Below are 20,830 nucleotides of genomic sequence, written 5' to 3' on the forward strand. Positions count from 1 at the left end.
AAGCGTTTAAACGAGAAATATAAGGATAATGTATAATGTGAAACTTATACTTTCATATATTTCAAAAAAAGCATGATCAACTTATGAGTTAATCATACTTCTTTGATTTTTGAATGAAAACGCTTTTATGTCTTATGTTTTTGTGTTTATGTTAGATTTATATTGTTTTGGAGAGTAACCTTTGTACTTCTTAAACATTTTGCTAAACTGCGCATAATCTTGGTAGCCAACTAATGGCGCTAGCTCAGATAACTGGATATTGTCTCTATGTAATATTTCCGCTGCCTTATCCATCCGAAATTGCACGAGATACGTTTGGAAGCTGCAGCCTACTTTTTTCGAAAATAAACTACTTAAGTAACTTCGGGATATATGGGCCACCTTAGCTAAATCTGCAAACAAGATCTCATTCATATAATTTTGAGCAACGTATTCTTTTACAAATTCAACATAATCATAGTGCTTTGTTATTCCGTCTAACATTTTAACCATAAAGTCATCTTCATCAAGCGTTCCCGATACTTTAAAAGCTTTGGTTATATTAGTAATGGACTTCTCCGATGGAATTCTTTCAAAAGCAGATCCCCCGATATACCCCATCAAGTTTTGATTATTACTGTACATATACTGCACATCAATTGGCGTTTTCACAGGACCACCATAAACCAGTTTAATTAAATCTGGCTTTAGCTCATTACATATATTAAAAATATTATCTGCTTTAGCCTTGGCAGCTTCCAGAGAGAATACTTTTTTGGCTCCTAATAATCCCCCTTCGGTTAAGCCTAAATGTGCACAAATAATATCTGCTCCAGCCTCGATCATCTGAGCTGCTTGGATTTCGTCAAATACAAAGGCTATGGTAAACAAATCTTTTTCATGGGCTATTCTTATAGCTTCTACTTCGAGTAGATAACCATTCCCTTCTTCTTCGAGCGCTTCTCCAAATTGACCATCTATTAATCCAACCGTGGGGTAATTATTAATTCCGGAAAATCCTTTATTCTTTATTTCACTTATATAGGTTTCCATATCTTTTGTCGGATCGGTTGCATTGAGGCCAAAAATAATAGGAACATCTCTTACCAAAGGTATGATTTCTCTAGATGCAAAGTCCATAACCATGTTATTGCTATTACAAAATGGCAAAATCCCAGCGAGAGAGCTTCTCCCCATCTGGCGAAATTTACCCGAATTTAACATCAGAATGAAATCTGCTCCGCCCTGCTTTGCATACTTTGCCGTTATTCCAGTACCTGTGGCTACTCCAATAATATGATTGCCCAGTTTTAATTGCGATCTAAGCTCGTCTAGGATTTGCTCTCTACTCATACTTACGACCCCTCCCATCCCTGATCTAAGGATAACCGTAAAGAACACTGCGAATCCAGTCGTGTTGTATATCGCCATTGTATATCGCCATCTTTTTATAAAAAAATCCCGCCTGCCACCTATTAAGGTTTGAGGCGAGATTTAATATTTATACGGTTTACAAAATAGCGTCCCCGTGTTGTACTACCCATTCATTAGCTTCGTGTAGTGCCTGCTCAGCCCGTTCAATTGCAGCCTTCACCTGAACAGTGGCTGTGCCGCCATAAACGTTACGCGCGTTCACTACCGCTTCCGGCTGGAGTACAGCATAGATATTCTCGTCGAACAGCGGTGAGAATTGCTTGAACTCTTCCAGCTTCAGATCCAGCAGGAACTTGCCTTCGTTGATGCAGTAGAGCACTGTTTTTCCGATTACTTCATGTGCTTGGCGGAAAGGAAGACCTTTGCCTACCAAGAAGTCCGCGATATCCGTAGCATTCGAGAAGTCCGTGTTCACGGCTTCACGCATACGTCCCTTGTTCACCTTCATCGTGGAGATCATCGGCGCGAACAATTGCAGTGCACCAGTCAGCGTAGTGACAGTATCGAACATGCCTTCTTTATCTTCCTGCATATCCTTGTTGTACGCCAACGGCAATGATTTGAGCACCGTCAGCAAGCCAATCAGGTTGCCGTATACGCGGCCAGTTTTGCCCCGTACCAGTTCTGGCACGTCAGGGTTCTTCTTCTGGGGCATAATGCTGCTGCCTGTGCAGAAAGCATCATCCAGTTCTACAAAGCTGAACTCTGTGCTGCTCCACAGCACCAGTTCTTCGCTGAGTCTGGACAGATGTGTCATCACAAGTGCTGCATTTGCCAGAAACTCAACGATGAAATCACGGTCGCTGACAGCATCCAAACTGTTCTCATACACACTGTCAAAGCCCAATTGTTCCGCTACAAAGTGGCGATCGATCGGGAAGGTTGTGCCAGCAAGTGCTCCAGCGCCCAATGGTAGTACGTTAATCCGTTTGTAGCTGTCCGTCAGACGTTCTGCATCGCGGCGGAACATCGATACGTAAGCCAACAAGTGATGAGCGAACAGAATCGGTTGTGCCCGTTGCAAATGCGTATATCCAGGGATGATCGTTTCTACATTATCTTTGGCTTGTTCAATCAACGCTTCCTGCAATTCATGCAGCAAGCTAACTAGCTCAACTACACGGCCCCGTAAATAAAGGTGCATGTCCGTCGCCACTTGATCGTTACGGCTACGTCCAGTGTGCAGCTTACCTCCGACTGGACCGATTTCCTCGATTAGATGTTTTTCAATATTCATATGGATGTCTTCATCCGCTACTGAGAAAACAACCTCTCCAGCGTTAACCTTGTCCAGCACTTTGTTCAAACCTTGTTTGATCGTCTCTACATCTTCTTGTGGAAGAATTCCGCATTTGCCCAGCATAGTGACATGCGCCAGACTGCCCTGTACATCCTCTTTGGCCAAAGCCCTATCAAACCCAATGGAAGCCGTATATTCCTCCACTAGCTTGTTCGTTCCTTTAGTAAACCGTCCGCCCCAAAGCTTGCTCACCTGTAGTTTCCTCCTCTTGGACGCCAGAGGGCCGCTCCTATCCTGACGGGAGGAACGGCCTTCGGGATTGCCCGTTTAAGTTTATGTTATCGTTCTATTTCGAAGCTCCAGTTACACCTGTAGAAACTTTAAGGCGCAGTGCGTTCAAGTGGATAAAACCAGTTGCATCCCCTTGATCATAAGCTTGTGTAGGATCAGCTTCCATCGTTGCAATTTCAGGATTGTACAGACTGACTGGGCTCTTCACTCCAGCGCCGATGATGTTGCCTTTGTACAGTTTAAGACGGACAGTACCCGTTACATTTTGTTGGCTCTGTGTTACAAGAGCTTGCAGTGCAATACGCTCTGGAGCGAACCAGAAACCGTTATACACCAAGGTGCTGTAACGAGTGATCAGGCTGTCACGCAGGTTCATAACTTCACGGTCCATCGTGATGGACTCCATTTTGCGATGAGCGACGAACAGGATTGTTCCACCCGGAGTCTCATACACACCGCGGCTCTTCATGCCAACAAAACGGTTCTCTACCATATCCACACGTCCTATACCGTGTTTACCGCCTAGCTCATTCAGTTTCTCCATGACTTGAAGTGGTGATAAGGATTCACCATTCAAAGCTACACAATCTCCCTTAACGAAATCGAGTTCCAAATATTCCGCTTCATCTGGAGCATCCTCTGGAGCGTTGCTCAGCAGGAACATTCCTTTGTTCTCCGGTGCACTTGGATCGAACCAAGGATCTTCCAATACGCCGCTCTCATAGCTGATGTGCAGCAGGTTACGGTCCATCGAATACGGCTTCGCCGCAGATGCTTGTACCGGAATATCATTAGCTTCCGCATAAGCGATCATTTCCGCACGACCTGGGAATTGATTGCGGAACTCTTCCAAACGCCAAGGTGCGATTACTTTAATGTTTGGTGCCAGAGCAGCTACACCAAGTTCAAAACGCACTTGGTCGTTACCTTTACCTGTCGCTCCGTGCGCGATAGCCGTTGCGCCTTCAGCGATAGCGATATCCACCATGCGCTTAGCGATCAGTGGACGAGCAATACTAGTTCCGAGCAAGTATTGGCCTTCATAAAGCGCGCCGGATTGGAACATAGGGTAGATGAAATCGCTAGCGAATTCATCTCGCAGGTCGTCGATGTATACTTTCGATGCGCCGGTAGCAAGTGCTTTTTCCTCTAAACCGTCTAGCTCTTCCTTTTGGCCGATATCGGCTGTGAAGGCGATGATCTCCGCATCATAGGTTTCTTTGAGCCATTTCAAAATAACGGATGTATCCAGTCCGCCGGAATAGGCGAGTACAATTTTTTCTTTAGCCATGGTGAGGTTACTTCCTTTCGTGTGGGCTATATAAATTAAAATAACCGTGCTCTCGCTAGCACTTTAACGATTAATCGTAACTACACGGAATGTTTGGACTTCCGGTCGCTGTTATCATCAGATTTCTTTTATTTCAAACCGCCATTATGCGGATGAAATCTAATGATAAAGGCGAACGCTACGCTCCTACAGTTCCAAAAATTCCGCTCCATTACTCCATCGTCCAAAAACCTAACTTCGCTCAACATTAATTCAATTTATATAGTGATTTATATTTTATATTATTTAAATTCATTATCCCATTAGGGCAGCCATTAAGGCTTTTTGCGCATGCAGGCGATTCTCAGCCTGATCAAAAATGACCGAGTTAGGGCCATCAATCACGCCTGTACTGACCTCTTCCTCACGGTGAGCTGGGAGGCAGTGCAGGAAGAGATAATCACTCTTCGCGCCTTTTACAAGCTCCTCGTTGACCTGATAATCCTTGAATGCTGCTTCACGCGCCAATTGCTCCTCTTCAAAGCCCATGCTCGCCCACACATCCGTGTAGATAACGTCAGCGTCTTGCACAGCTTCTTGCGGGCTGCGAGTGACCACAATCTTAGCTCCGGTTTCCTTTGCGATCTCACGAGCTTCTGCTACAACAGCTGCATCCGGCTCATAACCTTCCGGACCAGCAATGGATACATCCACGCCCAGCTTAGCGCCGCCAATCATCAGGGAATGCGCCATGTTATTACCGTCACCGATGTATGCAAGCTTCAGGCCTTTGAGCTTTCCTTTGTGCTCGTATATCGTTTGGTAATCCGCCAACACTTGGCAAGGATGTGCCAGGTCGCTAAGACCGTTGATTACAGGAATAGAAGCGTAACGAGCAAGATCCTCTACTTTGTCATGACCGAAGGTACGGATCATAATTCCGTCGAGATAACGTGACATCACTTGAGCTGTATCTCCAACGGTTTCACCGCGTCCAAGCTGAATGTCATTTTTGCTTAAGAAAAGGGCATGCCCTCCAAGCTGATACATTCCAACTTCAAACGACACACGCGTACGTGTAGAGGATTTCTCAAAAATAAGACCAATTGTCTTACCCTTCAGTGGCTGAAACTCTTCGCCATTCTTCTGCTTCTTCTTCAGCTCAATCGCTGAATCTATTAAGTACGTAATTTCTTCCGGGCTGTAATCGTTCAGCTCCAGTAAATCACGACCTTTCAGTTGCTCTGCAATGGTGTGTTTGTTACTCTGTACGCCCTGACTCATGAGCTTACCTCCCCGTTTGCTTGTATATAAGTATGAATGAGTTCAGATAGGATGTCCACCGCTTGGTCGATCTCCTCATTGCTTACATATAAATTAGGCAGTAGACGAATGACATTAGGTCCGGCTGACACGAATAACAGGCCTTTCTTTTGTCCAGCCAGTACAATATCGCCCACTGGTGTTTCACATTCAATCCCGATTAGAAGCCCTTTACCACGGATATCCTTCACAAAAGAACAGTCCGCCAGCTTCTCTTTCAAAAGACCTGTCAGGTACTTACCCATTTCTTCAGCACGCTGTGGAAGTTCATCTTCCAGCATCGTCTCAATCGTCGCTGCCATAACCGCTGTTGCGAGCGGTGTTCCCCCGAAGGTGGAAGCATGACTGCCCGCGGTGAACGCTTCACGCAAGTAACCTTTGCCAAGCATTACGCCTGCCGGGAAACCACTAGCAACCCCTTTAGCCAATGTAAAAATATCTGGTTCGATTCCGTAGTGCTGATGTGCGAACAACTTGCCCGTACGGCCCATGCCCGTTTGCACTTCATCTACGATCAGAAGCAATCCATGTTTCTTGCACAGTTCAACCACAGCATTCAAGAACTTAGGCTCAACCTCAAGTACGCCACCTTCTGCAAGCACCATCTCCAGCATGATAGCCGCTGTATGATCTCCAATAGCAGCTTCTAACGCAGGAAGATCATGCAAGGGTACAGTCTTGAAGCCTGCCGGAAGTGGCAGGAAGCCTTCTTTAACCTTTTGCTGTCCAGTTGCTGTCAGTGTTGCTAGTGTACGTCCATGGAAGGATTGCTCAAACGTAATGACCTCATAACGGTCAGCACCTTTTACTTTCTGATGGTAACGGCGAGCCAGCTTAATTGCCGCTTCGTTCGCCTCTGCCCCACTGTTGCAGAAGAATACTTGGTCTGCACAGCTATTCTCTGTAAGAAGTGTTGCAACTTTTTCCTGACCCGGAATTTGGAATAGATTCGAGACATGCCATAGCGTGTCGATCTGATCCTTCAGCTTCGCGCCGACTTTCTCAGGAGCATGACCTAGACTGGTCACAGCCAATCCACTGGTGAAATCGAGGTACTTATTCCCTTTATCATCCCATACCCAGGTGCCCTTACCTTTGACTAAGCTGATATCATATCTGGCGTAAGAAGGGAACACTGCACTCAGCTTGCCTGTAGCAACATCCGGTGTACCTGATCCTACTGTATCGATCTGCTGTGTCCCCGCTTGTGTAAGCTTGCTCATTCTAAGTCACTCTCCCCTCGGCTGCTCCTGTAATCAGATAGCACCTCTATTTTGTATTCATTTATAATCTTACGAACGAATAATACGTGTGCCTATCGCTTCACCTTGCAGGACTCGACTAAGCACCCGCGGTTCCTTTCCATCCACAATGATAACCTCTGATACGCTACCCTGAATGCAATCGATAGCTGCGCGCACCTTAGGGATCATGCCACCGTAGATTTCTCCACTTTCGATCAAGGCTTCAATTTCCTGTACAGTAACGGATGGAAGCACAACCTTTTGACCTTCCACCGTACTCATGATGCCTGGTACATCTGTGACTACGATCATTTGGGGTGACTCTACATAGGAAGCTACTGCCCCTGCTGCCGTATCCGCGTTAATATTGTAGCGCTGACCTGCAGCATCTACTCCGATAGGTGCAATGACAGGAATATATCCCATACCAATAATCCCTGTTACAATCTCCGCCTTTACTTCCGTTACTTCCCCTACCAAACCTACTTCAGCGCTATTCGCTACAGGTTTAGCAATAATCATATTGCCATCAATCCCAGACAGCCCTAAAGCTAGACCGCCACTACCCTGAATTCGTCTTACGATAGCCTTGTTGATACTCCCTGCCAGCGTCATCTCTACGACATCTAGTACTTCCTCGGTAGTCACTCGCAAACCATTTACGAAGCTGCTTTCAATGCCCAGTTTTGCTAGATTCTCCGAAATAGCTGGCCCTCCGCCATGCACAATTACAGGCTGAATGCCTTCCTGCTGCAAATCTCGCAAATCTTCAAAAAAAGAATCAGGAAGAGCCGCCAGCGTACTGCCGCCGCATTTCATCACAAACAATCCACTACCATCTAATGCATCTATAAGTTCAAGCTCGCTATTTAGCGTCATATGATCGGTATCCTTCCCTTGTGGGCTTAAGCACGCCACAAATTAGGTACGATATGCGGCGTTAATACGCACATAATCGTAAGTTAGGTCACAGCCCCAAGCTGTAGCCTTTCCAGTTCCATCGTGCAGATCTACAGTGATCAACACAGTTTCACTTTTTTGCAAATAAGCCAAAGCCTTCTCTTCATCAAAAATAACTGGCTTCGAGTGCAGCAGCACCTCAATATCACCTAACGAAATGTCCACACGCTCCGGCGATACCGGTACACCCGCGCGTCCAACCGCAGCAATAATCCGTCCCCAGTTCGCATCCGCTCCAAAAATAGCAGACTTCACTAGACTAGAACCAACCACTGTCTTGGCAATCGCTGCCGCTGCCTCGTCATGAACGGCTCCATTCACTTGAACCTCAATCAGGTGAGTCGCGCCTTCTCCATCACGAGCAATCGCTTTAGCAAGCGTTTGGCAGACATGCGTGAATCCAGCAGCAAAAGCGTTCCAATCCGGATGAAGCCGAGTCAGCTTCTCATTACCTGCTAGACCACTAGCCATCGAGACTAACATATCATTGGTGCTAGTATCTCCATCGACTGTAATCATATTAAAAGTAACATTCGTAGCAGAACGAAGTAGACTGTGTAAATCTTCCGCTGAAATATCAGCATCTGTAGTCATAAATCCGAGCATGGTAGCCATGTTAGGATGAATCATCCCGGAACCCTTCGCGGCTCCAGCTATGGTAACTTCTACGCCACCGACGAGTACCTTCACGGCGATTTCTTTTTTGACCAGATCAGTTGTAAGTATGGCCTGGCAGAATTCTTCCGCTCCAGCACCCCCTCCGTCCAGCTTCTCTGGCAGTGCTGCAATACCACTACGTACGCAGTCCATCTTCAGCAGTTCACCGATCACACCAGTCGAAGCAACAGCAACATCATTAATATCTACACCCAAATGCTGGGCCGCAGCAGCGCGCATCTCATAAGCATCCGCTTCGCCTTGTTCACCTGTGCAGGCATTGGCATTCCCGCTGTTCACGATTACCGCCTGCAACGTTCCGTTCGCAAGGCTTTCCCGCGTCACCTTCAGTGGAGCCGCCTGAAAAACATTCGTCGTGTACACAGCCGCCGCCATAGCTGGAACCTCACAAAGAATCACTCCGAGATCGTTGCGGTCTGTTTTTTTCAATCCACAGTGCAGTCCTCCGGACTTAAATCCTTTAGGCGAAGTAATGCTTCCACCTTCCAAGGTAGTAAATAATTCAATCTCGCTCATGTTATTTGTACCGCTGAACCTTATGGATACACAGGTGTGTAGCCGAGGCCAAGGGTTTCCTCCCATCCCATCATCAAATTAAGGTTCTGTATTGCCTGCCCTGCCGCACCTTTTACAATGTTATCTATGACGGAGACAATGGTCACACGCCCTGTACGAGCATCAGTCGCAAATCCGATATCACAATAATTAGAGCCGCTAACTTCTTTTGTCGCTGGAATAACACCTACATCGCGCACCCGCACATACGGTCTGCCCGCATAATATTCACGGTATAAATCCACAAAATCCTGCTCCGTATAATTGCCCTTCATTCCTGCATACATCGTACTCATAATTCCTCGGCTCATCGGCACGAGATGTGTGGTGAACGTTACTGTTACTTTTTCTCCAGCAATCTCCGTGAGCGTCTGCTCGATTTCTGGTATATGTTGATGTTTATTTATTTTATAAGTTTTTAAGTTCTCGTTTATCTCTGCATAATGCACCATTAAGCTCGTTCCGCGTCCTGCTCCGGTAACCCCAGATTTGGCATCAATAATAATACTATCGTGCTTAATCCAACCTGCCTGAATCGCAGGAATTAGTCCAAGAAGTGTAGCTGTAGGATAACAACCTGGATTAGATATAAAATCAACCCCAGCTGCACGCTCTCCGAACACCTCACAAAGTCCGTATACAGCCTGCTCTAGATACTCATCAGCCGGAGCCGGATGTTTATACCAGTGCTCATACTCTGAACCGTCCTTCAATCGGAAGTCACCGGACAGATCCACGACCTTGAGTCCAGCTTCCAGCAGCTGCGGCACCAGCTTAGCGCTCACACCCGACGGCGTAGCCGTAAAAACAACATCAGCCCGTTCAGCCATCTGAACCGGGTCAACACCATCCAGATTTCGCTCGATTACACCCGTCAAATGCGGAAATCCTTCCTCTATAGCAGCCCCTGCACTTGATGAGGAAATCACCGAAGTAATCTCTACTTTAGGATGACTTTGTAGTAGCCGAATCAGCTCTACGCCTCCATAACCCGTTGATCCAACAATCGCCGCCCTCAGCTTGCCTTCCACTGTCATCCCCACTTCCTGCTTATCATGAATATAATAATTAATATAATGCATACCGTCTTAGAAATATGTATTATTATACATCCCTATTAATATAAATACAACACATTGTGTAAACTTTATTCATCCCAAATATAAATCTATTTACAAAAAAAAGAGAAGCGTCGCCTCCCCCGTAGGAAAGATTACACTTCTCTTTTAAACCCTTCGCCCAGCACTTCATGTGCATCGGTAATAATAACAAATGCGCTTGTATCTACCGATTGAACAATCGCTTTCAGTCTCGAAACTTCATTCTGGCCTACTACTACCATCAGAACAGTACGTGCATCGCCAGTATACCCGCCATGTGCGTCCAGCTTCGTCAAACCACGATCCAGATCATTTAATATTGCTGCAGATATTTCATCTGTCTTGTCTGAGATAATATACGCCACCTTCGTATAGCGGAAGCCTACCTCTATCGCGTTAATGGCCTTACCTGTTACAAACAATCCGATCAGCGCATACAGCGCCTGCTCCATACCAAGTATAAAAGCAGCCAGTACAATAACCGTCCCGTCCAGCAGAACTACGGAAATCGAGAAGCTAAGCCCGGATATCTTTTGAATAATCTGCGCCAAAATCGTAAGTCCACCTGTCGAGCCCCGTCCGCGGAACACAAGGCCAAGACCCAACCCCACACAGATACCGCCATAAATGCAGGCTAGAAGTGGGTTGGTTGTAGGTATGGGTAAATCTTTTGTCAACAAGATAAAGAGTGGTAATACAAAGCTCCCGAGCAGCGAACGAACTCCATATTGTTTACCAAGAAAGATTACCCCGAGCACAAACAGCGGGATATTAAGTGCCCACTGCGTAAACGCCGGCTCAGCCCCAAACCAAGCTTCAGCCAATACAGACAGACCAGACACACCACCAGAAGCAATCTGATTAGGCAGAAAAAAAAGATTAAAACCCAGTGCCGTGATTAGCGAACCAATCAGAATAAGCGTTGTATCCACCACATGGCGGGCTGGTCCATTCAAAGGAATCAGCGGGGGTTTATTGCGTGAATTGATTTTTTGCATTTCAAGGCGCTCCTTAAAGTGTCATCTTGCTCTACGTAAGAAGAAACGGCTATTCCATCCATATCAAAGAATGGTATCCGTTTCCCCTAAAAAATCCCTTAATCCGCCTCGACCTTGATCTGGCTACGCAAGTAACCATCAATGAATGCGTCCAGGTCTCCATCCATTACCGCACCAACATTACCCGTTTCCACGGAAGTACGGTGATCCTTGACCATGTTATACGGATGGAATACATAGGAACGAATCTGACTGCCCCAAGCAATATCGGACTGCTCGCCGCGAATCTCATCCAATTGTTGCTGCTGCTCTTGCAGCTTGCGCTCATACAATTTGGAACGCAGCATCTTCATGGCTTGTTCCCGGTTCTTGATCTGTGAACGTTCGTTCTGACAGGTTACCACCACACCCGAAGGCAAGTGAGTAATCCGCACCGCAGAGTCTGTGGTATTGATATGCTGTCCACCGGCGCCGCTCGCACGATACGTATCGATCTTAAGATCCTCGGTACGAATCTCAACTTCTACATCATCCGTAATCTCCGGAACGACATCACAGGACACAAAAGAGGTATGGCGTCTGCCCGAAGAGTCAAACGGAGAAATCCGCACCAGTCGATGTACGCCCTTTTCAGCTTTCAGATATCCGTAAACGTTGAAGCCTTTGATTAGGAGTGTAACACTCTTAATTCCAGCTTCATCACCCGGTAAATAATCCAGTACTTCAACCTTAAACCCACGTTTCTCAGCCCAGCGAGTGTACATACGTAGCAGCATTTGTCCCCAGTCTTGGGATTCCGTTCCGCCTGCACCAGGATGAAGTTCGAGAATAGCATTTAACTTGTCATACGGCTGGTTAAGCAGCAATTGCAGCTCAAATTCATCTACTTTACTGCCTAGGCTACGAATCGTCTCCCCAATTTCTGTTGCCAGATCCTCATCGCCCTCTTCATCAGCGAGCTCTGCCATCATCGCAGCATCATCGTATTCCTGTTGAAGCTTCTCGTATTGATCTACAGAAGATTTCACAGCATTCATCTCGGCGATCACGCTCTGCGCTTGCTCACTATTATCCCAGAACCCTGGAGCCGCCATTTTCTCTTCAAAGTTAGAAATCATCTCTTGCTTAAGATCTAAGTCAAAGAGACCCCCTAAGGTCAGTTAGTTTCTTGCCTATTTCACGCAGATCTTGCTTTACATTCGGTTCTATCATAGGTTCACTTCACCTTTCAAAATAGGTTGTACGGTCGTCGCTCTATTGGAGATTTAGCGGGATATAGTGATCAAAGTTCGCTTACGCTTGCGGATTATTCTTCCGATCGCTGTTGTTTCCAGATTCCTTGAATTGATAACCGCATTGCGGTTGGAATCTCGAAACAAAGGCGAACGCTACGCTTCTACAGAACAATTCCGCTGCTCCGCTCTATGATCACCTAACTACTAAATATCCAAAAAAGCGACTGGGCCGTAAACGGGGGATACCCCCGGGCCCAGCCGCTCTGTATGGTTAGTATACCCATACAAGCGATGATAAGGACTAGATAGAAGGCAAGATCAGAGAAAATCACACTCCAATGCCAATTTCATCTATACCTTAGACCGTTAAATATGAGCGTTACTAAACGTTTGTCTTACGCGTTTTGACCGTGGCAATTCTTGTACTTCTTGCCACTTCCGCAAGGGCAAAGATCGTTACGGCCAGTCACAGCCTCAACATGAACCGGACGTTTCTCAACAGGTTCGCTGTTTGTAGAGATCTTGTCTTCATCAATAACGGATTGACGTTCCTGATTCGCCTCGATGTGAGCCTTCATAATATAAGTAGCTACTTCTTCTTGAATCGTAGCAGTCATAGTATTAAACATCTCAAAACCTTCGAATTGATACTCGCGAAGTGGATCCGTACCACCGTAAGCACGTAAGTGAATCCCTTGACGCAATTGATCCATTGCATCAATATGATCCATCCATTTGCTGTCTACGGAACGAAGCACGATTACCTTCTCGAATTCACGTACGAGTTCTGAACCCAGACGTTCTTCACGGGCAGCATATTTCTCAAGCACACGTTCGAAAATGAACTCGATGATCTCCTCTGCTTCCTTGCCCCATAGAATATCGCGGGTCAAAGCACCTTCTTCAAGAAGCTTACTGTTTACGTAATCAGCAACTTCTTGTAGTTCCCAGTTCTCAGGAATATCATCGCTACAGTGTGCGAGAACGATACGCTCAATCACTGGCTTGATCATTTCAAGCACGATATCTTTAATATTATCCGACTCCAGAATCTCACGGCGTTGTTTATAAATAATTTCACGCTGTTGATTCATCACGTCATCATATTGCAATACGACTTTACGGATATCAAAGTTATTACCTTCAACACGTTTCTGAGCAGATTCTACAGCACGTGTGATCATGCGGCTCTCAATCGGCTGATCTTCCTCGAATCCGAGACGATCCATCATGTTCAGAACGTTGTCAGCGCCAAAACGCTTCATGAGCTCATCGCCAAGCGACAAGTAGAATTGTGTAGAACCAGGGTCACCTTGACGACCCGCACGACCGCGCAGCTGGTTATCAATCCGGCGGGATTCATGACGCTCTGTACCAATGATATGAAGACCCCCAAGATCTATCACACCTTCACCCAGAACAATGTCCGTACCACGTCCAGCCATATTGGTAGCAATCGTAACTGTACCTGGCTGACCTGCATGTGTAATGATTTCCGCTTCCGCAGCATGATGCTTCGCGTTAAGCACTTGGTGTCTAACGCCTCTACGCTTCAGCATTTCGGATACGCGCTCTGAATTCTCGATCGACACTGTACCAACCAGTACAGGCTGGTTCTTTTTGTGACGCTCAACAATTTCTTCCACAACAGCGTTGAACTTACCGTTCTCACTCTTGTAGACTATATCCGGCATATCATCACGCTTGTTCGGCTTATTGGTAGGAACCTGAAGAACCTCAAGACCATAAATCTTCTTGAATTCTTCTTCCTCAGTCTTCGCTGTACCAGTCATACCACCAAGTTTGCGATACATACGGAAGTAGTTCTGGAATGTGATCGTAGCAAGAGTCATACTCTCGTTCTGTACTTCGATTTCTTCCTTCGCTTCAATCGCTTGATGCAATCCATCGCTATAGCGACGACCTGACATTAGGCGTCCAGTAAATTCATCAACAATAACGACCTCACCATCGTTCACAACGTAATCTACGTCACGACGCATAATTACATTTGCTTTTAGAGCTTGGACGATATGGTGATTCAAGGTTACATGACTGTGATCATACAAGTTCTCGATACCAAAAGCGCGCTCAGCAGTAGCTACGCCTTTCTCAGTCAAGGCTACTGACTTCACTTTGATATCAACCGTGAAGTCTTCTTCAGCCTTAAGCTTTTTCACGAACCGGTCTGCTGTAAAGTACAATTCTGTAGACTTTTCTGCTTGTCCGGAAATAATAAGAGGTGTACGTGCTTCATCAATAAGAATAGAGTCCACTTCATCAATAATACAGAAATACAGAGGGCGCTGAACCATTTGCTCTTTATAGAGCACCATGTTGTCACGCAAATAATCAAAACCAAATTCGTTGTTCGTGCCATACGTAATATCGCAGGCATAAGCATCTTGTTTATCAGCATGGTCCATACCGCTCAGGTTAACCCCAACCGTCATGCCCAGGAAGTTATAAATTTGTGCCATTTGTGCGCTGTCGCGCTGAGCCAAATAGTCATTTACTGTTACTACGTGTACGCCTTTACCTAGCAAAGCATTCAAATACACTGGCAATGTGCCCACTAGCGTCTTACCTTCACCAGTCTTCATCTCGGAGATTCGGCCTTCATGCAGAGCCATACCACCAATCAGCTGTACATCAAAATGCCGCATACCAAGTGTCCGCTTGGAAGCTTCACGTACGGTAGCAAATGCCTCGGGAAGAATTTCTTCCAAAGTTTCGCCTTTCTCAATACGGGCACGGAATTCTGCTGTCTTAGCTTGTAACTCTTCATCAGATAGCTTTACAAATTCCGGTTCCAATCCATTAATTACATCGACTGTCTTCATGAGACGTTTAACATCACGATCGTTGGTGTCTCCGAATATTTTCTTTACAAGTCCTAGCATGGTTAACCCCTTTCACGCAACACAGATGGTGGAACCGAGCCCATCCTCACAAAAAATTGAAAGGGCCATTTATAAATTCGATTCCGCTGCTTCATAAATTGTAACAGTTTGTAAGAGATGCCGCAATACAAGGTATATCAGCCACATTTTTCAAATACAGCTGTTTATACGCACAAGAGCCCTATTCGCTTGCAGCGAATAGGGGCTCGGTTTAAATTTCTAAGTATCTGAATAAATCTCGAGGCCCATTATACTGAATAGTATAACTGGCATCATTGAATCTTAGCCCTGTTCAATCAGTCCATATTTACCATCATCACGTTTGTAAACTACGCTAACTTCCGAAGTATCGATATTGGAAAACACAAAGAAATTATGTCCTACCATGTTCATTTGAAGAATTGCTTCTTCCACATCCATCGGCTTCATGGTAAAGCGTTTGTTCCGCACAACTTCTAAATCATCATAATCTTGTTCTTCTACAGCAACAGCGGTACTAGCTCCATCCACAAACAGCGTCTTGAGTCCTTCTTGACGGAATTTACGATTAATCTTCGTTTTGTGTTTGCGAATTTGACGTTCCAACTTGTCCACAACGGCATCTATGGAAGCATACATGTCATCGCTGCGATCTTCCGCACGAAGCGTCACGCCAGCAAGCGGAATGGTTACTTCCACCGTATGAAGGCCGCGAACTACGCCAAGCGTCACAGACCCTTCAGAGGTAGGGGGTGCTTCGAAATACTTCTCAAGTTTGCTGAGCTTCTTATCAACATACTCTCTCAAAGCGTCGGTCACATCAATTTGTTGACCTCGAATGGTGAATTGCATGGCCACTCCTCCTTTAGTTACACCTTCATTATACCAAATTGTTAAGGCTAAGTAAAAAGTAATTCCTTACAGCCCTTACAATTTGCTAACAAATATTGTCCTAGTGTTCACAAATAAAACAAGTCCGGTAAGAGCACTATTCGCCTCACCGGACCAAAAGTAAACCTGTCGCTATTATAGTACGAATTCCATTCTTATATTCCCTAACTAAAACAGTATAAGATCGAGTTACTTGGTATGAATTTGAATGATTTCTACAGGTGACAATTGCGTACCTGTTCCTGTAATAACGTATACCTTGTAAGCAGTATTCGCTGTCAATCCAGTCAAAGTTTGCGTATGTTTTACGCCTGGAGTAATGGAAGGCGTACCAGTCCATGGAGCATTCAATACAGCACCTGTACTATCCTGTCCTGCAGCAATCTGTGCTGCGCTAGGCGCTGCTGCATTTGCAGGCAATACAACATATCTTACTGGAGCTATAGCGCCACCTGTCACACCATATTTAACATATACATCTGCTGTGACTGTACCTGCTTGTCCCGGTTCAAAAAGTGTAATCGAACTAGCCGTAGCCTGAGCGGTAGTTAAACGAACGGTTGTTACATCAGATAGTTTACCCGAAGCATCAGCTACCGCGATATAAGTTGCATACTCCGTACCAGGATTTAATCCGTAAACAGAGAATGTAACCCTAGTGTTAGCTACAGTAGCTGCTTTACCATGATGTACGCCTGCAGTTCCGTCACTAATTTGTCCCTTTTCCACTTGCAGTGCACTTGGTGCACTTACATTAGCAGTATAAGGAGCTACAACATAGTAAACTGCACCCGTTACTGAGGACGTCAGGTATACATCAGCTGTTACCGAACCAACGTTACCATAGGTTGCCCCACTTACGGTTGGTGTTGTGACATTTCCGCCACCACCATTACCTCCGCCAGATCCACCACCACTACCGCCACCTGGAGTAGCTGTTGGCATTGGTGTAGCTGTTGGTGTCGGAGTTGCCGTTGGCGTTGGTGTAGGGATTACACCACCACCTGTTCCACTACCTGGATAATAAATAACTGAGGTATTGATAATACCTACAGCCTCTGCACGTGTTAACGATCGCTTTGGACCGAAGGTTCCATCCGGATAACCGTTAATAATCTTCTTATCCGCTGCAGCGGCTACTGCACCTTTAGCCCATGCGGCAATTTGTGCATTGTCTTTAAATTTGTTTGAAGTCGTATTCGTGTTCAATCTAAGTAGTTTCGCAGTAATTACAGCTGCTTCTTGTCTTGTTAGCGGGTTATTAGGGCGGAATGTATTATCCTCGTAACCCCCGATATATCCAGCTTCCACGGCTTTAGCCACTTCACTGTAGTTCCAGTTTGTGCTTCTCATATCTTTAAAGCTTACTGTTGCTTTTTGTGTAAAACCGAACAGGCGATTTATCAGAGTTACATACTCACCACGAGTAATTGCCTTGTTTGGTTTCACTGTTCCATCAGGATATCCTCCAAGATATCCTCTATCTAGCCATTCCTGTAGCTGACCTTGGGCCCAGTGACCTTGAATATCCTTAGGCACGGGAGCGGCAGATACGCTGCCAAGAGATCCTAATAACATACTAATTCCTAATATTCCGGTCATAAGACCTCGCCACATCTTTTTCATCCTGCTAATCACCCTCCTAAAAGTTTTGATAGCATAGGCTATATGTATCTCTTCGTAGAAGTATTGGCCTAGGCTAACATAGTGTGCGTCAAGGTAAGATAAACAGCTCAACGTGTATCTATTACCCACCTTTTGAAGAGTTCTAACATTCCCCATAAAATTAATTTACAAATTGCGCCATTTTCTTTCTATTAACTGCCTTGATAGAGGCATATATGAGTGCATAAAAAAAGGACCTTGGGAGAATTCCCAAGATCCTTGCTAGCGCTGTCTAAATTGCTAACCATCTACTTATATGTAGGTCGGCTTAGCCGTATGATTATAATTTGATTACGTTAGCTGCTTGTGGTCCGCGTGCACCTTCAACGATATCGAACTCTACGGATTGGCCTTCATCCAAAGTCTTGAAACCATCAGTTTGAATCGCGGAAAAGTGTACGAATACGTCGCCACCGTCTACAGTCTCGATAAAACCATAACCTTTTTCTGCATTAAACCATTTTACTTTACCTTCCATTGATTAAACATTCCCTTCGTCATCAGATGAACGTGAGTCTTGCTCACAAATCGACTATACCACCGTAACTTCTTCATTGTCAATTGGAAAAGTAAATGTTTACATGCAATAATTTACCACGTAAAATAGGAGATTTAATTTTCCATAATCAAGAAAAAGTTGCGGCGTAATGATCAAAAAAGAGCAGACGGTATTCAATACCCGTCTACTCCTATAGTGAAACACTGAAAATAATATTAATTTATTTTGATTTCGTAAGCTTAAAGGTAGGTTTTCAAAGCAATTCCAATCTTCTACTTGAGGGCTTGTAGCCAAACTTCTCAGAAGCTTCCCGGTAATATTGCTTAGCCTTGTCAAGCTTCCCCATTACTTCATAAAGACTCCCCAAGTTATGTAATGCCGAAAAACTTCCAGTCCCATAAACACATTCATACTGGTCTGTCTCGCCGATTTGTAGACATTTTAGATAAGATTGCTCAATTAGAGGCAACAATCCTACATACTTCGCGGTATTTTTCAAAATAAGCTTCATGTAAAGAACACCACAAACAAAGTGGAAATCTGTAAAATCATTTAACCATTCTCGTTCTCTACTGATGATAGGAAGCCCTTCTTCAAATCTCTCTGTCGCAATAACCTCATAGAGCACGTTTACAATAACATTTGGGGCATAATTCTCCGTTCTATCTAGAAGAGAGTACGCCTTGTGTAGATGCTCGTAAGCTTGAATATGATCGCCAATCCCTCTAAATTCCTTTGCAATTTGAAAAAGAAAATAAACGTCTAGTGGATTGCTATCAATTTCCGCCTGTAATATAGGTATATTGCGATCTGCTTTAGATTCCATATAGCCATCATGATAAGCTTCAACAGAAAGGTTGATTCTAGGCAGATCAGAGCTAAGTTGTTCATGAATATGACCCTCATATCGAATACCAGACGGAAACATACGTGAAACAAACCCATGAGCATACGATAGCTCGCCATCATTACCTTTAAATTGATTGATCAGCTTTATCCTGCCAATGGCATGATGCTTGTTGATAAATTCACGAATCACTTCACTGCAATCATTATCAATATACTCATCCGCATCTAGCACCAGGTTCCAATCACATGTCGAATGATCTAACGCAGCATTACGTGCATCGGAAAAGTTGTTGTTCCAGGTCCAGTCAAATATCTTGGCACCATAGCTTTCGGCGATGGCCTTTGTTCGATCTGTTGATCCTGTATCTAGAATGATTATTTCATCAACCATATGACTCACGCTTCTCAAACAACGATCAATGACGGACTCCTCATCCTTAACAATCATAACTAATGCAATTGTCTTCAACAGAGCACCCCTTACTCAGCGACTCTAGTACTTAAGATTGCTACAATATGAGCCAACGAATCAAACTCATTCTCTTTAAAGTATGTTTTGATCATCTCTAAATAATTAGAACTATGCATAGTCTCCCGATTAAAAGACTGTACTACTTTGATTACGATCTCCTCGTTTAATCCCTTGTAGTGTCCTGATATCCCAACCAAATGAATTCGAACCATCATATAAATAACCGCCATTAATATATAATCAGAGAACAACGAATCACCACTTCTTGGGAACATACTCTCAAAAACATGATTCACCAAATAGTTCTCTAGCATGTAAGAGTGATCACTCATAAAAGGCTCATAATACATTTTATAATTACTCAAATATTGTTGTTCTAGTAGATTAACATCAATCGTATCACCTTGATCTAAGCCAAATCCCGACAACATGTCAGAAAAAATCGAAACATATCTTTCGCTAGAGACCCCTAATTTGGCACGAAGTGACACAAAATGCATAATGATATGCATCTGCATCTTAACGTTACCTTTGATCATATCCAAACTAGATTGTATGTCAGGGGACTCCATCTTATCAATATACTCATGAATTAGATCAGGTATATGCTCAATACGATTCTGCGCTAATAATTGCTCCAATTTCTGAATAAACAGCCCTAGAAAAACTAACCGATCCTCAATAGACCAATTTCTATTCTGTAGAACATCGATGGTGAACACTCTAATATTCCAAAAGTAGCGCTCCGCCAATTTAGGATTATGGGTATCAATAACGCCTAGCATGGACCACGATGGATCTAATGTAAACTCAAATTCTTCGCACTCCATCTTCTCTTTATTCAACAAAACTAATCTTGCGATTTCAGGACAAGACAATTTCGCCGACATCTCATAAGTTTCATCTACTAGATTTACAACTCTTGGATACGTTTTACAAGTGGGAGAGAGCATTTTTTCCCCGAAATTTAATTGAATACCACATAAATTCTGTTCATTAAGCATTGGACAACGTCCGTGCTGATCTAAATGAAAGCTAGCATAATTAGCTGAAGATGCGGCATCACTCTTATTGCGTTTCATACTGTGCTGAAGTGTTTTTGACAATTGAGGATGTTTTAAATTTTTGTATTCTTTATAAGACTTTTTATCCAAGGTAACTTGCCATCCAGTACAGCAGCTATCCTCACACTCGCTACCTATACAAGCGAAGTCCTTCATATAAGTTGGCATTAATACGTGCTTATTCATGAGTACTCTCCGATC

General features: G+C 44.5%; 16 protein-coding genes. All 16 read right to left on the reverse strand.

Features of this window, described 5'->3' with window-relative positions; all coding sequences use genetic code 11:
* Positions 1 to 132: 132 nt before the first annotated feature.
* Complete coding sequence (locus MHH52_RS26665) at positions 133 to 1,332, reverse strand: phosphoenolpyruvate hydrolase family protein (RefSeq protein WP_340005346.1); 1,200 nt, start codon at positions 1,330 to 1,332, stop codon at positions 133 to 135.
* A gap of 157 nt (positions 1,333 to 1,489) precedes the next feature.
* Entirely contained in the window at positions 1,490 to 2,905 is a 1,416-nt protein-coding gene (gene argH / locus MHH52_RS26670) for an argininosuccinate lyase (protein WP_340005348.1), read from the reverse strand.
* 94 nt (positions 2,906 to 2,999) lie between these two features.
* Complete coding sequence (locus MHH52_RS26675) at positions 3,000 to 4,235, reverse strand: argininosuccinate synthase (RefSeq protein WP_340005350.1); 1,236 nt, start codon at positions 4,233 to 4,235, stop codon at positions 3,000 to 3,002.
* A gap of 294 nt (positions 4,236 to 4,529) precedes the next feature.
* The gene (gene argF, locus MHH52_RS26680) at positions 4,530 to 5,498 is read right to left on the reverse strand and encodes an ornithine carbamoyltransferase (RefSeq protein ID WP_313639244.1); all 969 of its coding nucleotides are present in this window, start codon (positions 5,496 to 5,498) and stop codon (positions 4,530 to 4,532) included.
* Positions 5,495 to 6,760: an acetylornithine transaminase gene (locus tag MHH52_RS26685; RefSeq protein WP_340005352.1), complete on the reverse strand. Its 1,266-nt coding sequence runs from the start codon at positions 6,758 to 6,760 to the stop codon at positions 5,495 to 5,497. The genes argF and MHH52_RS26685 overlap by 4 nt, the downstream gene beginning before the upstream one ends.
* A gap of 69 nt (positions 6,761 to 6,829) precedes the next feature.
* The gene (argB, locus tag MHH52_RS26690) at positions 6,830 to 7,660 is read right to left on the reverse strand and encodes an acetylglutamate kinase (protein WP_313639241.1); all 831 of its coding nucleotides are present in this window, start codon (positions 7,658 to 7,660) and stop codon (positions 6,830 to 6,832) included.
* A gap of 42 nt (positions 7,661 to 7,702) precedes the next feature.
* Complete coding sequence (gene argJ, locus MHH52_RS26695; RefSeq protein WP_340005354.1) at positions 7,703 to 8,935, reverse strand: bifunctional ornithine acetyltransferase/N-acetylglutamate synthase; 1,233 nt, start codon at positions 8,933 to 8,935, stop codon at positions 7,703 to 7,705.
* 20 nt (positions 8,936 to 8,955) lie between these two features.
* Positions 8,956 to 10,005 (reverse strand): N-acetyl-gamma-glutamyl-phosphate reductase, encoded by a 1,050-nt coding sequence (gene argC / locus MHH52_RS26700; RefSeq protein WP_340009838.1) that lies wholly within the window; start codon positions 10,003 to 10,005, stop codon positions 8,956 to 8,958.
* 182 nt (positions 10,006 to 10,187) lie between these two features.
* The gene (locus MHH52_RS26705) at positions 10,188 to 11,072 is read right to left on the reverse strand and encodes a YitT family protein (protein WP_340005356.1); all 885 of its coding nucleotides are present in this window, start codon (positions 11,070 to 11,072) and stop codon (positions 10,188 to 10,190) included.
* A 98-nt stretch (positions 11,073 to 11,170) separates the two neighbouring features.
* A protein-coding gene (gene prfB, locus MHH52_RS26710) for a peptide chain release factor 2 (protein ID WP_313639238.1) occupies positions 11,171 to 12,284 on the reverse strand; the annotation gives its coding sequence in 2 pieces (ribosomal slippage) (positions 11,171 to 12,211 and positions 12,213 to 12,284; 1,113 coding nt in all).
* A gap of 418 nt (positions 12,285 to 12,702) precedes the next feature.
* Positions 12,703 to 15,210 carry a preprotein translocase subunit SecA gene (secA, locus tag MHH52_RS26715; RefSeq protein ID WP_340005359.1) on the reverse strand — a complete coding sequence of 836 codons (2,508 nt, stop codon included), beginning with the start codon at positions 15,208 to 15,210 and terminating at the stop codon, positions 12,703 to 12,705.
* A 282-nt stretch (positions 15,211 to 15,492) separates the two neighbouring features.
* Entirely contained in the window at positions 15,493 to 16,041 is a 549-nt protein-coding gene (raiA, locus tag MHH52_RS26720) for a ribosome-associated translation inhibitor RaiA (protein WP_042131328.1), read from the reverse strand.
* 228 nt (positions 16,042 to 16,269) lie between these two features.
* Positions 16,270 to 17,706, reverse strand: a complete 1,437-nt coding sequence (locus tag MHH52_RS26725) for an S-layer homology domain-containing protein (protein ID WP_340005360.1) — start codon at positions 17,704 to 17,706, stop codon at positions 16,270 to 16,272.
* 319 nt (positions 17,707 to 18,025) lie between these two features.
* Entirely contained in the window at positions 18,026 to 18,223 is a 198-nt protein-coding gene (locus MHH52_RS26730) for a cold-shock protein (protein ID WP_340005361.1), read from the reverse strand.
* A gap of 274 nt (positions 18,224 to 18,497) precedes the next feature.
* Positions 18,498 to 19,562, reverse strand: coding sequence for a glycosyltransferase (locus tag MHH52_RS26735; RefSeq protein WP_340005362.1), 1,065 nt, complete (start codon positions 19,560 to 19,562; stop codon positions 18,498 to 18,500).
* 11 nt (positions 19,563 to 19,573) lie between these two features.
* Positions 19,574 to 20,815 (reverse strand): flagellin lysine-N-methylase, encoded by a 1,242-nt coding sequence (fliB, locus tag MHH52_RS26740; protein ID WP_340005363.1) that lies wholly within the window; start codon positions 20,813 to 20,815, stop codon positions 19,574 to 19,576.
* Positions 20,816 to 20,830: the final 15 nt, after the last annotated feature.

It is taken from the genome of Paenibacillus sp. FSL K6-0276 (assembly GCF_037977235.1).
In the GTDB taxonomy this organism is placed as follows: domain Bacteria; phylum Bacillota; class Bacilli; order Paenibacillales; family Paenibacillaceae; genus Paenibacillus_AQ.

What these genes read in the sequence shown, in the direction of transcription:
- MHH52_RS26705 (WP_340005356.1), bottom strand. Translation starts at nt 11,072, where the DNA reads ATGCAAAAAATCAATTCACGCAATAAACCCCCGCTGATTCCTTTGAAT.
- MHH52_RS26685 (WP_340005352.1), bottom strand. Translation starts at nt 6,760, where the DNA reads ATGAGCAAGCTTACACAAGCGGGGACACAGCAGATCGATACAGTAGGA.
- fliB (WP_340005363.1), bottom strand. Translation starts at nt 20,815, where the DNA reads ATGAATAAGCACGTATTAATGCCAACTTATATGAAGGACTTCGCTTGT.
- argF (WP_313639244.1), bottom strand. Translation starts at nt 5,498, where the DNA reads ATGAGTCAGGGCGTACAGAGTAACAAACACACCATTGCAGAGCAACTG.
- secA (WP_340005359.1), bottom strand. Translation starts at nt 15,210, where the DNA reads ATGCTAGGACTTGTAAAGAAAATATTCGGAGACACCAACGATCGTGAT.
- argB (WP_313639241.1), bottom strand. Translation starts at nt 7,660, where the DNA reads ATGACGCTAAATAGCGAGCTTGAACTTATAGATGCATTAGATGGTAGT.
- argJ (WP_340005354.1), bottom strand. Translation starts at nt 8,935, where the DNA reads ATGAGCGAGATTGAATTATTTACTACCTTGGAAGGTGGAAGCATTACT.
- MHH52_RS26730 (WP_340005361.1), bottom strand. Translation starts at nt 18,223, where the DNA reads ATGGAAGGTAAAGTAAAATGGTTTAATGCAGAAAAAGGTTATGGTTTT.
- MHH52_RS26725 (WP_340005360.1), bottom strand. Translation starts at nt 17,706, where the DNA reads ATGAAAAAGATGTGGCGAGGTCTTATGACCGGAATATTAGGAATTAGT.
- MHH52_RS26675 (WP_340005350.1), bottom strand. Translation starts at nt 4,235, where the DNA reads ATGGCTAAAGAAAAAATTGTACTCGCCTATTCCGGCGGACTGGATACA.
- MHH52_RS26665 (WP_340005346.1), bottom strand. Translation starts at nt 1,332, where the DNA reads ATGAGTAGAGAGCAAATCCTAGACGAGCTTAGATCGCAATTAAAACTG.
- raiA (WP_042131328.1), bottom strand. Translation starts at nt 16,041, where the DNA reads ATGCAATTCACCATTCGAGGTCAACAAATTGATGTGACCGACGCTTTG.